We start from the raw sequence: 16,675 nt of genomic DNA on the forward strand, positions 1-16,675 counted from the left end.
TTTTTTTATTTTTTTTCTTGTGTAATACCTTTCCAATTATCGGTTCTGAATGATGATGCCGGAAGTCCGGATGCATTGGTTAAATTTCCGTTTGGATTATCGGCCCAATTGTAACGAACGGAAACCGGATTTGGGACATTTTGAGCATAAACCACGACTTTTCCGTCCACAATTTTTGCTTCTGCCCAATAAAACTTCTGGTCTGATCCTGCAATTGAAAATCCTTTTAGCGAACCTTCTTTGGCTTTAATTCCTGCATTAAAATCAAAATCCAGAATAATGTTATTCTGCTCTGTTTTAGAGGATTTATAAAGCGGTCCCGAATATTCTGTTTTCACATTATACACTTTGGCTAAAGCGATATCTGCCAAACGTCCGCCAACGTCTTGTTTGTTTTTTGGGTGAATATCACTTCCGTCCCCAATATCTGTTGTAACCGCCATTCCGGTATTAGGAACTTTTAAAGTCCTAAATTGTGCTTCTCTTAATTCTGCCCAATCCGAATCTCCGGGCTGTTCTTTCTGCTGTTTATAATTGGCCAACTGCACAAAGAAAAACGGAAGGTCTTTATCTTTAAATTTAGCTCTCCAATCCTTTATCAGTAAAGGCAGTAACTTTTGATACTGATACGCTCTTTCTGCATTACTCTCGCCCTGATACCAGATTACTCCTTTTATTTTATAATCTAATAAAGGCGCAATCATGGCATTATAAATAGCACTTGGTCTGTTTTGGCCCTGAGCCAAATACGGTTTTGCAGGCAGATCTTTACTGTCTGCACCAATACTGTATTTCCAGTCTCCAACTAACGAAATGGTTTCTTTTTCTGATTTTAAGCTGATTTTCTCATCGCCATAAATCCCGCCATTTCCTGCTCCGTCAAAAACTCTTACAGTAATTAAATTTTCACCTTTCTTTAAATATTTTGCCGGAATGGTATAATGACGTTCTACATTGTAACCTTTAGTTTCTCCAATATAATTTCCGTTTACCCAAAGTATATCATCGTCGTCAGCATAATAACTCAGTTTGAAATCTTTAGTATTATCCGAAATGTTGACCGTTTTTCGAAACCAGATTATTCCATCAAAATTTCCTAATCCGTTGCTGTCAAAAAACGAAGGCACTTTCATTGTTTTCCAAGATGAATCAATAAAAGCTGCTGTTGCCCAAACTGCTTTTCCATCCTGAAAACCTTTATCTGCATTGACAAGATGTTTTTCCCAAACGGCAAGCTCTTCATTGTATTTTTTCTCTAAAGCTTCTCTGCTTGTTTCCGATTTCATCGCTTCAATTTCAGCATCAAAATCATGAATTGTACTTAACGCTCCGGAACTTGTCCAGGCTTCAATTAATGTTCCTCCCCTGGAAGAATGGATTAAACCAATCGGAATCTTTTTTTCTTTGTAAATCTTTCTGGCGAAAAAATAGGCTGTAGCGCTGAAATCGGCTATGTTTTCCGGATTGCAGACATTCCATCCATTTTGCTGTACTTTTAAAGTATTTAATGGCAGCGTACTTTCTATATGTTCAGCCTGCAATAGTCTTATTTGAGGATAATCGGCATTTGCAATTTCTTCTTTATAATTATTGATTTTTCCCCAGCCTTCCAGTGGCATTTCCATGTTACTTTGTCCAGAACATAACCAAACTTCTCCAATTAGAATATTTTGCAGTGTTTTTAATTCTCCATCATTTAAAGCAATTGTATAAGGTCCGCCATAATTTGGCGTTTTAAGAATCACCTTCCACTTACCATTTACAACATTGGTTTTGTATGTTTTTTTATCCCATGAAGTTGTAACGGTTATTGCCTTTCCATCACTTTCACCCCAAAACGGAACAGCACTTTTTTGCTGCAGCACCATATTATCGGTAAAGAAAGACGGCAGTGAAATTGCAGCCTTTACTCCATTCGATGAAAGAATAAATAATGCAAATAATAAAACTGTTTTCTTCAAAAAGTGTTTTCTCATAATTATTAACGTTTTACTATTTTAAACAAACCAGCATCTTTGGACCCCAAACTTACGATCAGCGTGTTTTTGTTAATATTTGTATTTTGAGCTGTAAAAAGATTTTGCAGTTTGTAATTACCATTTTTCACCCCTAATCGTTCTAACGGAAGCGCATAATTTTTAGGAGAAGATCCGTAATTCAAAATCGCTACGTACCAATCATTTCCTATTTTTTGTTCGAAAACTTCGGTGGTCAATTTTCCTGTATTTCCTTCAACCGGACGGAAAGCCACTCCGTTAGAAACAATTTTAAGCAATTCCTGGTTTTGAAGCCATTCTTTAGCCCTCTTACTCCAGATTCCGTCTTTGCTGTAATCGTCTCCTGTAATTAATGTTCCTGTAATAACAGACGAAATTAATCTTGCACGGTTCTCTCCTTCTGTAACATCTGCAAAAACCACATGATCTGCATCGATATAATCGTACGAATACGTTTGCCACCAGCCGTAATTTACGCTGTTTAAAGTATATTGTGTCTGTTCGATTGTTTTCCAGGCATCGCAGGCAATACGACGAACGTGTGCATAACGCGCTGTAGCCATATTAGGAGAAATGGCAGCGTAAATCAACATTTGTCCGTCTAATGCTTTTACCAAATGCTCCATTCCAACTTTATACGCCTGCATTCCTGTAGTAACATTTTTATCATAAAAAGAAGTTGATTCAGCAGCAGCGTGTCCTAAAAAGTCAATTTTAATCATTTTAAAACCGCAGGCTTTCAGTTTATTGATTACATAATCAACACGTTTCAAAGTTCCCGGATGTGTTGGATCGATAGCGCGTGCACCGTCGAAATCAAAATAAGTATCTCCGGTTTTCGTCCACATTTCGCCAAAAGTATAATCACTTCCTTCGGCTTTACGATTGGGTCCGTCTTTCCAGCCCCAGTCTGTAAATGGCGCCCAATAAGCTCCGGGCTCTAAGCCTCTGCTTTTGCAATAATCGGCGAATTCTTTCAACTTGCTGAAATCTCCGGTAAAACCGCCTTTTACCATATTGTCCCAAAAAGAATCCAAATCGATATAAGCTGTATTTCCAACTCTAAACTGCGGAACTGATTTTGCAAAAAAGTCGGCAACCTTAGTCGTATTCTCAAAATTGATTTTTTCCATTAAAACTCCCCAGCTGTTCCAGCCGACAGGCGTTGGTTTGTCCCATTCAAAAACAAAAGGTTTTTCTATGATTCGGTTTGTTTTTCCATATTCTTCCATACCATCGCGCCAATCAGAATAATATCCGACAAAGAATTTAGGAGACGAAACTTTTTCTCCTTTTACGATTCCGTGTGGAATTTCGTCGCGTGTTATTTCTTTTTCCGAAAATCCGGCCCAGGCAGAAAACAGAGTCTCTTTATTTTTATTGATTGTTTTTACAGCGCTTTTCCAAACAGTATGTTCCAGCGAACCAATAATTAAACCGTTACGAGAAGTATTATTGAAGATAATTCCAACCTCAGCACTTGTATTCTGACTAATCGTATCCAGTTTTTTGGAATTATAACTTATAAAAGCATCATTATCATAAGGAACAAAAACGGAATGCAGATTTTCAATTTTATCAAAACTGGCTTTACCTAAATCTAAAGGCGAAATATAGTTAGTCGCAATTGTTTGTCCGTTGCCTACAATTTCAATTTGAGTGATAAAATAAGCCTTGTCATTATAGGTATAAAAACTTTGAATTACGGTTGGATTATTTTTATCCTTATAAGTCAAGGTATATTTAACGCCATTTCCTAAATCATCTTTAATTGTTGCTTTTGCAAAAACCGCTTCAGGATAAGAATCAACCAATACAGTTTTTCCATTAACAACAACAGAAGCTTTTGCTCCGCTAAATACAATTTTACCAGACTGACTAACCGCAACTGTCTTTTGTTTTGAATCGTAAGTAATGATTCCGTTTTTGCCAAAAGGCATTTTCAAATTCTTTTGTGCTCCTACAGGAATGCAAAAAAGTACAGCCGGCAAAAGTATCCAAAACAACTTTTTACAAGAAAAAGAATACTGCTTCATTAAATTATTTTTGGTTTTTATTATACTATTCTATACTACAATGATACAAATTAAAATCAATTTACCAAGACTAAAAATTATTTTTTTGATTCCGGAGCAAAAAAACAACTCTTATTGGTGTAAAAATTACGGTTACAAAATAGGCTGCAGACTATCATTACGGCAAAAAATATACGCATATTCTGAATAATAAATAGAGAAAAGGTCTTTATTTGAATTTTATTTAGAATTAATATAAATAAACTTTTATATTTGCCGCTTTTCAGGCAGATTGAGGTAATTTTTGAAATTTACTTACTATTGCTTTTCCAAAATACAAGCGTTTAATGAACCACAACAGCAGTTTTGAATTTGATATTTTCCAATCCTTTAAGGAAGGTGACGAAACTGCCTTTACATTTTTCTACGATAAATATTTCAGACGCATTCAGTCTTTCAGTTTTCAGTTTATATATGATGCTGATGAAGCCGAAAACCTGGCACAGGAAGCTTTACTGCATTTATGGCAGCACAGGCAAAATGTAGATTCGCTTAACGGAGTACAGGCTTTCCTGTTTACGTACGCTAAATCCAGATGCCTCAATTTAATCCGTCATAATAAGGTGAAGGATAAATTTAAAAATGAGGTGCTCAATCATAAAGAAAGGGAAATGGATATTGAGGTTTTAAATTCCCTTCAGTTTGACACTCTGGAACTGACGGAACTGGAACGTATTATTCAGGAATCTATTAGTGAACTTCCTCCCAAAACCCGTGAAGTTTTTATAAAAAAACGCTTCGAGAATAAAAAAAATACAGAAATCGCCGAAGAAATGGAAGTTACCTTAAAAGCGGTCGAAGCCCATATGACAAAGGCTTTGAAGATTTTAAAATCCAAATTATCCGATTATCTTTTCCTTATTTTTATCCTTATTTATAATAATTAAGAATAAAAGGTAGGGTATTTTAATTCTGAAGTGTACTAACAATAGTGAGAAGTTTTAAAACTCAGATATGACATCAGAAACACTACATAAATACCTTTCTAACGAAGCTTCTGAACAGGAAGTACAGGCACTTTTTGAATGGATTGACGCTTCGGAAGAAAACAAAAAACAATTTATAGCAGTAAAGAAAGCGTGGGTTCTTTCTGGTCTGTCTGATCCTATTTTGAGTAATGCCGTTCCTCTGTGATCACCATGAAACCAAAACGCAGTATAAGACCGTATTTGAAATACGCTGCTGTATTTTTAGTACTTATGGGTTTAGGAACTTCTGTTTTATTATTTACTAATAAATCAAAAACATCAAAGGAAATTGTTCTGGAACTGGGCGACGGCCGTATAGAATATTTTTCCGGAAAAAATCAAACCGCACTGCTTAACGATAAAGGGGATTTAGTGGCCAGAAAATTCCCTGACCAGATTTTGTATTTCGGTAAAACAACTGAAGAAGTGGTTTACAATACGCTTACGGTTCCTTACGGAAAACGGTTCAGACTTAAACTTTCAGACGGTACCCTTGTTAGTTTAAATTCCGGAACTACTTTGCGTTATCCCGAACAATTTGGTATTACCGGAGACCGAAATGTTTACTTAAGCGGTGAAGCTTTTTTTGAAGTAGCCAAAGACAAAGAACATCCTTTTATAGTACACGCCAATCAGGCCGATATTAAGGTTTTGGGAACTAAGTTTAATGTGAGTGCTTATCCCGAAAACCCTACTGTTAATGGTACCTTACTAGAAGGAAGCATCCGGATGTCTGAAGCCGCCAGTCCGTCGAATGCCATTTTACTGGAGCCTGGACAGATGGCAACCTGGCAGAATCCTACTAAAAAAATAACCCTGAAAAATGTTGACGTTTCCTTTTACTCAGCCTGGACAAAAGGAGAGTTAGCCTTTAAAGACACCCCGTTTTCTACTATCGCCAAGATTATCCAGCGTACCTACGACGTTGAGATCATCAATGAAAATTCTGATCTGGCCAGACAGAATTTTACCGGAACTATTTCCATCAGCGATTCCAGTGTCGAGAACATTTTAGACCTTCTAAAACGTGACACGCCTTTTCATTATTCCATTAAAAACAAAACCATTACGATCACCAATCCTCGATAAATAAAATAAACATGACATTTTCGATACCACACGTTTTAAGAAAAATTCTATTTTTCTTAGCCATACTCATATCTGGTTTTAAAGGATTTTCTCAGAATAAACTCATAACCATACATGTAAAAAACAAACCTATAAGCCTAATTATCAAATCGATTGAAGAACAGACTGATTTTAGGATTATTTACAATGCCCGAAAAATTGATGCGGATCAATTGGGAGATTTAGACGTAACAAATGCTACTCTGGAAACTGCTTTAAAGCAGTTATTAAAAGACAAAAACATTTCCTATTATATTCAGAAAAAACAGGTTCTGTTAACCTCTGCTTCCGCAGATACTTCCGGCGAAGATGGTAAAGAAACGGAGCGTTTTATTACCGGAACTGTTTATGCTGCTAAAGATAAATTACCGCTTCCGGGCGCTGCTATACGTATAAAAGGAACCGGAATGGGTGCCATAACTGATTTTAACGGAAAATTTGCCTATCAGTTAAAAGGAAACAATATTCCAAACCTGATACTCGAAGTATCGTTTTTAGGAATGCAGCCACAGACCATGCGGGCAGATGACCATAAAAATTTTGTGTTTTATCTGGAAGAAACTACAGATGAACTGAATCCGGTTATTATTACCTCTTCTTACGGTACAACCAAATTAAAAGAAGAAATTGTGGGAAGTATTTCTACTATTAATGCCAAAGATATTCCGGTACAGCAGGCTTCTGAAAGTATTGATAAAATGCTGGAAGGACAGATTGCCGGGGTTTTAATCGAAAACACTTCGGGTGTGGGAACTCCGGTCAAAATCAATGTCCGCGGACAGGGAACCTTAAAATCTTTAAGCGGTTCTTCTATCCTGGGTACTTCAACACAGCCTTTAATTATTGTAGACGGTGTTATTATGAGCGAACAAACCGGTATTGACAATGAATATTTTGACGGAGGACGATTAGCCGAAGGTTTATCCAATCCGCTGGCGATGATTTCTCCTGATAATATTGAAGACTTTACCGTTTTAAAAGATGCTGCAGCAGTAGGTATTTACGGAGCTGATGGTGCCAACGGAGTAATCTTAATTACAACTAAAAGAGGTAAAAAAGGAGAAACAAAATTTACGTTCTCTAACCAGCTTGGGGTATCTTCTGCTATTAACCAGATCAAATATTTAAATGGTGCACAGTATACCGAATTGCGAAACGACTATTTAAAAAATACTTCTCCGGGAACGGCGCTGCTGCCGTATAACGGAGTCGACACTAACTGGTTTGACCTTTTAAATAAAACAGGAATTTATAACAAATACAATTTCAGTGTTTCAGGTGCTGATTCAAAGTTCTCTTACCGAACCAGTATCACCTATATGAATATTGACGAACCTCAGCTGGGCAATAGTACCAAACAGCTGAACGGGGGAATTAATATTGGCTACAACCATTCTAAATGGAATGTAAACCTGTCTTTAAATCCAAGTTTTATTAAAAAAGATGCGCCAAACATTTATTATGATTTTGCTTATCTGCCAACGATCTCGCCTTATAATGCCGACGGAACCTATTCTATTACCGGAGTATCGGGAGGAAATACAGGAGGAAATCCGCTGGCCGCTATTGAACAAAACCGAAACATAACGGAAACTTTTGGAATTCTAGGAAGTTTAAATGTGGGATATGAACTAAACAAAAACATCAAATTTGCCTCGCTTTTTGGTATTGATTATGTCGATAAAGAACAGGACCGTTATTTCTCAGGAGAAAATGAAAGCGGACAAAATAACGGAACTTTTGTGCTGGACGGTTATACCTATGCAAACTGGGGAAGAAGACTTTTTAACAACCGAAACTCTACCAAGTGGAACTGGCAGGGACAGATGTTATTTGACAAACAGCTTACTGAAAACCATAAAATTGACGGAGTTTTAGGTTTTGAACTTTCTGAAGAAAAAGCCAATTTTGATTACGCATCGGCCTCCGGTTTTGTAAATCCAAATGTACTAAACAACATTGAAGATGCTATACAGGACGACAATACATCTACTCCCAATGTAGATGAATCGAAATCAAGACAGGTACGCGGAGCTGAGATAAGTTATAATTCAAGAGTTTCGGCATTTGGACAGTTAAACTACAACTACAAAAAGAAATATTATGCTTTAGCCAATATCCGACGTGATGAAAGCTCTGTTTTTGGAGATGATACCAATGTAGCCATCAACAGCGGCGCCGGTCTGGCCTGGCTTATCAGCAATGAAGATTTCCTGCAGTCCAGTTCATGGATTGATTTCTTAAAGTTTAAAATCAGTTACGGATCAACCGGAAATTCCAGAATTGGTAGTTACCGTTCAAAAGGACTTTATACGGTATCTCAAAACGGATATAACGGAGATATAAGTGCATCTCCAAGTTTATCTCCTAACGGAAGACTGAGCTGGGAAAAAAACCTGAAATTCAATACCGGGTTTGATTTTAATGTTTTCAGTTTTGTAGAACTTTCATTAGAATACTATTATGACAGTTTATCTGATTTAATTACATCCCGTGATATCCCGACCGAAACCGGATACAGTACGGTACAGTTAAATGCAGCCGATATGTACAACAAAGGTTTTGAACTTACTACAAGATTCAAATGGTTCCAAAAAGGAAACTTTAAATGGAGTACAATGTTTAATATTTCAACAGTCGATAATAAAGTAACGGATCTTACCGGTTTAGGCAGTGATTATTCTTTGTCTAATATCGCCCTGGCACAAAAAATAGGCTACAGTACTACCACAATCTGGGGCGTAAACTGGGCAGGTGTTGATCCGGCAACAGGACGTGACCTGATAAAAAAGAACGGACAAGTGTATGACGCGGCTACTTACACCAAATTATTTACCAATGCTGACTGGGAACCTATTGGAGATTCACAGCCAAAAGCATTTGGAGGTTTTGCTAACACAATCACTTATAAAGACATTAGTTTATCCTTTAACGGTTCGTTTCAGTTAGGCGGCGATAAATTAATTTCAGATCAGATTGTTTCTAAATACAGTACAACTTCTAACCGAAACATGTCTGTCAATGCTTATGACTACTGGAGAAATCCGGGAGATATTGTCTCTCAGCCGGCTCCAAGTAATAACACTTTGATTTCTAACATGAGTAAATATGTATATGATGCAACGTATATCAAAATCAATAACATCAGTTTAAGCTACAATGTTCCCGTAAAAAATACTTTCCTGGACACTTTAACCATTTTTGCCGATGTTTCCAATGCCTTTTACTGGTACAAAGAAAAAAGCCCGGCGGGCATGAACGGGATCAGAGAATTCAGTTACAATTATCCACAGGCCAGAACGATTTCATGTGGTCTTAATACAAAATTCTAAAAAGATGAAATACTTTAAAAATAATATACTTCTTAAATTTCCAGTGCTTCTGGTAGTCTTGTTTTTATGCAGCAACTGTAGTGATTTTCTGGAACAGGAACCGGGAACTCAGGTTTCCATTACGGAACAGCTGAGCACAAAAGAAGGCATGCTTGAGGCAGTTAATGGAATGTACAGAGGACTTGAATCTAATTTACGCGGCAGTAATTTTGACATCTATGCTGATCTTCAGGGCGGAAACCTGAAATTTACCCCTTCCAGAACCGAAAGTACAAAAGGACAAATCAGTACCCCTACTTTAATCTTAAATATGTATTCGTTTGATGACCTGGCCAATACCTCTAATATGGCTACGTTTTACAGCAACAGCTACAGCGTAATCAATCAGACTAATTTAATATTAGAATTTACAGATGCCCTGCCGGATGCGACAGAAGCTGAAAAAAACCAGATCAAAGCCGAAGCTTTAAGTGTAAGAGCTTATGCCCACTTTTTACTGAGCGAAGTATACAGCCAGAATTACGGATTTACAAGTGATGCATCACATCCCGGCATTGTTTACAGTACAGCCTCACTATATCGGGGACTCACCTATCCGGCCAGAGAAACAGTAGCTGCTACTTACGCCCATATTATCGAAGATCTTACCACCGCTATAAACTGGTATACCGATACTGTTATTTTAAGCGGACCTGCTTACTCCTATTTCAACAAAACAAGCGCAAAAGCGTTACTGGCAAGAGTATACCTGTCTAAAAAAGACTGGAAAAATGCCTACGATACTGCCAGTGATATCATCAGCAATTCAGGCGTAAGTCTGGTTAGCACTTCGGACTATATCGCACAGTGGGAACAGCCTGATCTTCCGGTATCTGAAATTCTACTGGAACTTTCAATTCCGAGAACTGATGAAGGAACCGCCAGCGGATCACTTTCTGCCATATATGGTTATACTTCCTTAACATCTTACGGCGGTTACTGTGCCTCCGAGGATCTGATCAATTTATATGAAGCATCCGATATTAGAAAACAACTGTTTCTGGTACAGCCTATCTCTACCATAGTAAACCTGCAGCCGGAAGACCGAAACTACTACTTTACTAAAAAATTCCAGGGAAATCCGGGTTATGTTGCCTTCAGATTAAGCGAACAGTATTTAATCCGTGCCGAAGCTGCCCTTGAACTTAACAATACCGATCAGGCCAGACAGGATCTTAATACCATCAGAACCAGAGCTAATGCCAGTGTTGTAAAAGATACCGAAAACCTGAAAGAAGCCGTGTTTTTAGAAAGACAAAAAGAACTTTGTTTTGAAGGACACCTGCTTTTTGATATCAGCAGAAACCAAAGGGATATTTCCAGAAATGACGGCTGTATTTCTACTGTGTGCAGCCTTACCTACCCGTCGCCTAAATACATATTGCCAATACCAAGAAGCAATATTAATGTTAACCAAAACCTGAAACAAAATGAATCGTATTAAAATCATATCCCTGTTTAGTATTATTGCAGCTCTTGTATCCTGTTCAAAAGACGATTACCGACTGGATTCTCAAACTTCGGAGCCTTTTGTGAGGTTTAACTTTTTAGCAAACAGTGCGGGAACTCCGCTCGAATATCCTTCCGTAAGTACCACTATACTTCCGGCTGCTTCTTACGACAATAAATCAGTAAAAACCTTAAAAGTTCCTGTTGCTTTAACTTCAGCTCCTTTAACATCACCTGTTGTGGTTAATTTCAGCGCCGTTACTTCGGGTGATACCGAAAGTTTTAGTCTGGAGCCTGCCAGCGAACTGCTGTTTGAAGGCAGTAAACTTACTGACACTATTTATGTTTCTTTTGATAAAAGATGGGCCGACAAACAAGAGATTACACTAAAACTGGAAAATGCATCAGATCCGGCGGTTCATATCGGAAACCTAAATACTTATGCACCCAACGACGTTTTTACTATTAATCTGGGAGACATCAGTACTACCTATACTTTTCCTGTAAAAGATTTTATTGTTAAAGGTGTGGTAGGCGAAACCATCGATTTTAAGGTGAATTTCCCAAACGGATTCATTCCGTCAGAAATTGAAAATGCTTCTATTTTTAAATTCACCAACGGTTTTGAATATTCGTTAACACATGATGAGTTTGGTGATAACCGAAGCGCTGTTACCTACCATTTAACTTTGCTGGAAGACCTGCAAAATGACGATGCCCGTTATGAAACCAAAATCAATCTGATCAATATCCCTAATTATATTGCTACAGGAAATACCGGTTTAACAATTGTAAAACCTATAAAATCCCCTCGTGATGTACAGGCTTATCCGGCATCAAAATTCACAGATCCTACCAATACTTTCTATTTAACTTACGGTGAACACTGGTTTGATAAAGACGGAACCTGTGCCTGGCAGACTTTTAATGCTTTAACCTATCCGGTTATTGTTACCAAAGACAACGAAAATGCGATTTTATACAGCGACAGAGGTACAACAGACCCTAACGACGACATTTATCACGATGCTTTTAAAATAGGTTTTAATGTAGCAACCGGAAGCAATACCGTTAATTCCTTTGGTTTAAAGAGATGGTTCTCTAACGAAAGCGGCTCGGCAGCTATTTCTCCCGGCTTTAACATTACCTCAGCTTTAGAGTTCTTCCCGGCCAACGGTAACAGTAAAACAGAAGGAACCGTGCTCGTTATTCCGCAGGATTTAACAATCGGATCCAGTGCCACAAACACACATATTATTGCTATTTCCGGAGAAGGAACTTATAAAGAAATAAGCGATGGTTTATATGAGATTTCGTTTGAACTGAAACTAACCAATGAAGAACTTTTTGGCGGTACTGTTTCAACGCAGTATAGAATGTACAACAACAGAGTATATCCAAAACCGACTGCCATAAGTATAGACTGCCCTAAGGAAGTTACGCTTTAAGTATTCAGTGGTCAGGTTTTTAGTGATCAGATTTTAGTGATCAGTCGCAAAGCTTGTCAAAGTTTAAAAACTTTGACAAGCTTTTGGAGTCAAAAAAAGTTTCAGACTTCAGACTTCAGGTTTAACATTCTGTTGAAACTTTAAACCAGAAACAAAAAGAACAAATCAAAAAACAAAACAAAAAATTGAAAAAACTACTCTTTCCACTCCTGTTTCTTGTTAGTTTAACGGCTTATAAAAGCGTTGAACAGCCCGATTATATCGATATTCAGGAATTACGAAAACGCTATTCCGGCGGCGATTTTTCTAAATGGCCTGCCGCAGAATTACATGAAAGTATCGATAAATCTAAATTTCAGGACATCGGTGTACTTCCTGCCGTTCCGTATCCCGATTATAATCCGTATTCGAAAGAAAAAGAGAGTTTAGGAAAAGTATTGTTTTTTGATCCGAGATTATCCAAAAGCGGACAGATTGCCTGTGCTTCCTGTCATAATCCGGAATTGGGCTGGACAGACAACCTGACCCGTTCGTTTGGTCATGACAGACAAACGGGAAAACGGAATTCGATGACCATTTTAAACTCAGCCTATGCCACTTCTCTGTTTTGGGACGGACGTGCCAAAAGTTTAGAAGATCAGGCACAATTTCCGGTTCAGGATCCTTTGGAAATGAACGAAAAACTGACTATAGCTGTTGATAAAATTGCTAAGATCAAAGGCTATAATCCGCTATTTACTGCGGCTTTTGGAGACAAAAAAGTAACACTGGAACGAATTCAGTATGCCATTGCTACCTTTGAAAGATCCATTAACAGTCCAAAAAGCAAATTTGATCAGTTTATAAGCGGTAAATCAGAACTTTATACCGATCAGCAGGTTAAAGGGCTGCATTTATTCAGAACCAAAGCACAGTGCATTAATTGTCATAATACACCTTATTTCAGTGATAACCAGTTTCATAATGACGGTCAGACTTTATTTGGAACCAAAAATGAAGATTTCGGACGTTATAATGTAACCAAAGACGTAAAAGACATTGGTAAATTCAGAACGCCCACGCTTCGTGAAGTGGTCAATACCAAACCCTGGATGCATCACGGGCATTTCCCTAGTCTGTTGGATGTTGTAGAATTGTACAATTTAGGAAATCCGTCTCCGGTTCAGAAAAAATACCTCGGAACTGCCAGAGATTCTTTAATTCCCAAAACCGATCCGATGCTTAGAAAACTCAATCTGAATAAAGACGAAATAAATGATTTGCTCGCTTTTATTGAAACTTTAAGTACGCCGACCCGAAGAATCATAATCCCGGAACTGCCCCAATAAGAAACCTTAATTATTACATTATGAAATCATTAAACCTTTTGTTTATTCTTCTTTTTGCTTATAATCCCATGTTTTCACAAAATATAACTGCAGAAATGCTGCGGAAAACGGATGCCAAAATCGATTCGCTGACCAAAATTGATTTTGTAGGTTATAATTATAAGTACCTGGACAAAAATTTTAAAATAAAAATTCCAAAAGAGGTTTACGAAAAAGCATTTAAAGACTACAAATTTATTCCCGAAAAAATAAAAAAGCATACTGATTCCTTAGGTGTAGTTTTAATGGCTGAATTTCAGGATTTCGATGCGGCCAGAATAGCCGAATTAAGAATTACATATTCATGGGAAAGAGTTGGGTTTCATATCTGGAAAAGCAAAAAAGAAATACTTGAAATTGCAAAAAAATTAAATATCAGTCATCCCTACAGGCTTCAGGAATCATTTTTAAATAATGATCCTGAAACGGCATACGAAATTGACTTTTTAAGGAATACCCTGTTTACAAAGTTTGGAGAAGAAGAGTTAAAAACAATGCCTGTAGAAAAATTACTGCGATTTGCATTTAAAAATAATCCGGAAGTAATTGAACTTAGAAAAAAAACGCACAGACATAAAAAGTAAAGTTAGAGTGATTTGTAATTTGCCCCAAAAAATGTACAAATCTGCCAAAGCCTGTTTCTTTAAGAAACAGGCTTTTTTTATGGCATAAAACCATCGTTACAATAAAATGCGTAACTTCTGTACAGTTTACCATCATAATTCATTATACTTTCATCGAAGCATAAAATGAAGCTGAAACCAGAGCATTACTGTCATTCGTTAAATTTGTACGTAACCTGAAGAAGTTTTTTTCTTTATAAAAATACCATTATGAAAATAGATCAGATTCAAATTAAAACCAACGATATTCAAAAAACAAAAGACTTTTATCAAAATGTGCTGGGCCTTTTTATTCTCGAAAACGATCAAAACTGGATCACCTTTCAGGCAGGCAGTTCTGTTTTGAAGTTTGTAGAAGATCCGCAATTCCGTTCAATGTATCATTTCGCCTTTAATATTCCTGAAAACCAGCTTGAAAAAGCCATTCAGTGGTGTCAGGACAAAGTCGATTTAATAGTTCTTGATGATAAAAGTGTCGTTACGCATTTTGAAAACTGGAATGCACACTCCCTTTATTTTTACGACCACAATGGAAATTTACTGGAATTCATTGCCAGACATGATCTTAACAATGAACAGCTGGGTGAATTTACAGCGGCTTCTGTTTTAAACATAAGTGAAATAGGCATCGTAACTGAAAACCCTCTGGAATTCGGAAATCAATTAATGGAAAAACACGGACTGCATTTCTTTTCTAAAAATACCAATACTGAAAAATTCTCTGCCATTGGTGACCACGAAGGCCTGTTAATTCTGGTACAGCCTAACCGAAACTGGTATCCAACCCAAACACCATCAGAAAGCAATCCAACCGAAATTACTTTAGAAAATAACGAAACAATTGTAGAGTTAAAATTGTAAACTAACAATCTATAAATAAAACAAATAAAAATTTAATTTGTATTTTAGTAAGGCTCAAAACCAACTATCCGGATAACCAATCTTAATCTAAAAGTTGATGAAACAATATTTCTTAGCCTTAGTGTTTCTTTTTTACTTTCCTGTTTCGAAAGCCCAGACAAATTATACGTATGAATCTTTAGTGGCTCAGGCTTCGCTTTTCCATCTTCAAAAAAACTTTAAAAATGCCATTCCTCTTTTTCAAAAAGCATTTGCACTACAGCAGCCCGATGCTCTAAATGCTTATAAAGCAGCAGGAGTTTATGCTTTAGACCAGAATGAAGAGGAAGCTTTTAAATACCTGAATACGGCGCTTGATAAAGGCTGGACAGAAACAGATGCCCTGCTTATTGATCCTTATTTTGATTACCTGAAAAACGACTACAACGAACAATGGGATTCTATTACCGAAAAAGCCCGCATAAACGAACTCCAATTCGAAAAAACCTTACAACTGCCGGAGCTTCGCAGACAAATTAATGGCATGACGATTCAGGACCAGAGAATCCGCTTTTTAAAAGCCCAGACTTCAGATCCTGGTCAGCTGGAGAAACTGCAAAACGAAATCAACGAACTGGACCTAAAAAACCTTTCAAAAGCAAAAGAGATTCTTCAAAAATACGGCTGGCCCAAAATATCCCAAATCGGGAAAGACGGGACCAATAATTTCTGGCTTTTGGTACAGCATGCTGATCAGGATATTTTGTTTCAGAAAACAGCTTTGGCAGCAATGAAAAAACGCCTTGGAACTAATGAACTGAATTCCGAAAACTATGCTTTTTTATACGACCGGGTGCAATGCAATCTTAATTACAAACAGCTGTACGGAACGCAGGTCAACTGGACTCAAAATGGTGAAGCATCGGGGTTCAGGTCCATTTTAAACGAAAATACAGCCGATCAGAGACGCGCCGAGATCAAGCTTCTTCCCCTGGCCATTTATGCCCTTAATTACGGATTTATGTATACAGTTCCCAATACAGAAGAAGCTTTGAAAAAAGACCAAAAAGAAGCTTCAGAAGTCTTAGATCTTATTCAGCAGGCCCAAAAATCCTATGATACCAAAGAATTTCAAAAAGTTTATGATACTTACAATACAGCCTCGACATTTCCGGACGGTATGTCAAGCCGGCAAAACTTTGAAGCCGCTGTTCTTTTTGCTAAAATTTACAACCAGACTAAGGAAGAACAATACAGAAGTATCGCACTGGATTTTTTAAGCCTGAATGCGCTTAGAGGTGATTTAAACAAAAAAGAAGTATTAACCAGCAAAGAATTTAAAAGCTTCTATTCCGAAAAAAGATGGAAAGATATTCTCCAGATCATATAAATAAAGCTTGTACACTATT

12 protein-coding genes are annotated in these 16,675 nt (G+C 37.3%); 10 read left to right on the plus strand and 2 right to left on the minus strand.

All coding sequences use genetic code 11. The features are described from left to right. Positions 1-5: 5 nt before the first annotated feature. Together ACODST_RS13240 and ACODST_RS13245 are read right to left on the minus strand one after the other, a co-directional pair. On the minus strand, positions 6-1,976 hold the full coding sequence (locus ACODST_RS13240; RefSeq protein WP_488932588.1) for a sialate O-acetylesterase: 1,971 nt from the start codon (positions 1,974-1,976) through the stop codon (positions 6-8). A 5-nt stretch (positions 1,977-1,981) separates the two neighbouring features. Beyond that, complete coding sequence (locus ACODST_RS13245; RefSeq protein ID WP_488932589.1) at positions 1,982-3,937, minus strand: alpha-galactosidase; 1,956 nt, start codon at positions 3,935-3,937, stop codon at positions 1,982-1,984. Positions 3,938-4,359: 422 nt separating this feature from the next. Here ACODST_RS13245 and ACODST_RS13250 point away from each other — a divergent pair, with 422 nt between their 5' ends. From ACODST_RS13250 to ACODST_RS13295, 10 genes are all read left to right on the plus strand, one after another. Then, positions 4,360-4,959 carry an RNA polymerase sigma-70 factor gene (locus ACODST_RS13250; protein ID WP_488932590.1) on the plus strand — a complete coding sequence of 200 codons (600 nt, stop codon included), beginning with the start codon at positions 4,360-4,362 and terminating at the stop codon, positions 4,957-4,959. A gap of 67 nt (positions 4,960-5,026) precedes the next feature. Then, entirely contained in the window at positions 5,027-5,206 is a 180-nt protein-coding gene (locus tag ACODST_RS13255; protein WP_488932591.1) for a hypothetical protein, read from the plus strand. Positions 5,207-5,211: 5 nt separating this feature from the next. Further along, the gene (locus tag ACODST_RS13260) at positions 5,212-6,129 is read left to right on the plus strand and encodes a FecR family protein (RefSeq protein ID WP_488932592.1); all 918 of its coding nucleotides are present in this window, start codon (positions 5,212-5,214) and stop codon (positions 6,127-6,129) included. 11 nt (positions 6,130-6,140) lie between these two features. After that, entirely contained in the window at positions 6,141-9,500 is a 3,360-nt protein-coding gene (locus tag ACODST_RS13265) for a SusC/RagA family TonB-linked outer membrane protein (protein WP_488932593.1), read from the plus strand. Positions 9,501-9,504: 4 nt separating this feature from the next. Beyond that, positions 9,505-10,983, plus strand: a complete 1,479-nt coding sequence (locus ACODST_RS13270; RefSeq protein ID WP_488932594.1) for a RagB/SusD family nutrient uptake outer membrane protein — start codon at positions 9,505-9,507, stop codon at positions 10,981-10,983. Beyond that, positions 10,970-12,436 (plus strand): hypothetical protein, encoded by a 1,467-nt coding sequence (locus ACODST_RS13275; RefSeq protein WP_488932595.1) that lies wholly within the window; start codon positions 10,970-10,972, stop codon positions 12,434-12,436. Before ACODST_RS13270 ends, ACODST_RS13275 begins: the two co-directional genes overlap by 14 nt. Positions 12,437-12,621: 185 nt before the next feature. Further along, positions 12,622-13,764 (plus strand): cytochrome-c peroxidase, encoded by a 1,143-nt coding sequence (locus ACODST_RS13280; RefSeq protein WP_488932596.1) that lies wholly within the window; start codon positions 12,622-12,624, stop codon positions 13,762-13,764. A gap of 20 nt (positions 13,765-13,784) precedes the next feature. Next, entirely contained in the window at positions 13,785-14,387 is a 603-nt protein-coding gene (locus ACODST_RS13285; protein ID WP_488932597.1) for a hypothetical protein, read from the plus strand. A 249-nt stretch (positions 14,388-14,636) separates the two neighbouring features. Beyond that, positions 14,637-15,287, plus strand: a complete 651-nt coding sequence (locus tag ACODST_RS13290; RefSeq protein WP_488932598.1) for a VOC family protein — start codon at positions 14,637-14,639, stop codon at positions 15,285-15,287. Between the two features lie 97 nt (positions 15,288-15,384). Further along, complete coding sequence (locus tag ACODST_RS13295) at positions 15,385-16,656, plus strand: DUF6624 domain-containing protein (RefSeq protein WP_488932599.1); 1,272 nt, start codon at positions 15,385-15,387, stop codon at positions 16,654-16,656. Positions 16,657-16,675 lie beyond the last annotated feature (19 nt).

Source organism: Flavobacterium sp. FG19, from assembly GCF_057809475.1.

Coding starts and splice junctions, on each gene's coding strand:
- ACODST_RS13290 (WP_488932598.1), top strand. CDS start 14,637: ATGAAAATAGATCAGATTCAAATTAAAACCAACGATATTCAAAAAACA.
- ACODST_RS13270 (WP_488932594.1), top strand. CDS start 9,505: ATGAAATACTTTAAAAATAATATACTTCTTAAATTTCCAGTGCTTCTG.
- ACODST_RS13295 (WP_488932599.1), top strand. CDS start 15,385: ATGAAACAATATTTCTTAGCCTTAGTGTTTCTTTTTTACTTTCCTGTT.
- ACODST_RS13265 (WP_488932593.1), top strand. CDS start 6,141: ATGACATTTTCGATACCACACGTTTTAAGAAAAATTCTATTTTTCTTA.
- ACODST_RS13260 (WP_488932592.1), top strand. CDS start 5,212: ATGAAACCAAAACGCAGTATAAGACCGTATTTGAAATACGCTGCTGTA.
- ACODST_RS13285 (WP_488932597.1), top strand. CDS start 13,785: ATGAAATCATTAAACCTTTTGTTTATTCTTCTTTTTGCTTATAATCCC.
- ACODST_RS13245 (WP_488932589.1), bottom strand. CDS start 3,937: ATGCCTTTTGGCAAAAACGGAATCATTACTTACGATTCAAAACAAAAG.
- ACODST_RS13240 (WP_488932588.1), bottom strand. CDS start 1,976: ATGAGAAAACACTTTTTGAAGAAAACAGTTTTATTATTTGCATTATTT.
- ACODST_RS13250 (WP_488932590.1), top strand. CDS start 4,360: ATGAACCACAACAGCAGTTTTGAATTTGATATTTTCCAATCCTTTAAG.
- ACODST_RS13255 (WP_488932591.1), top strand. CDS start 5,027: ATGACATCAGAAACACTACATAAATACCTTTCTAACGAAGCTTCTGAA.
- ACODST_RS13275 (WP_488932595.1), top strand. CDS start 10,970: ATGAATCGTATTAAAATCATATCCCTGTTTAGTATTATTGCAGCTCTT.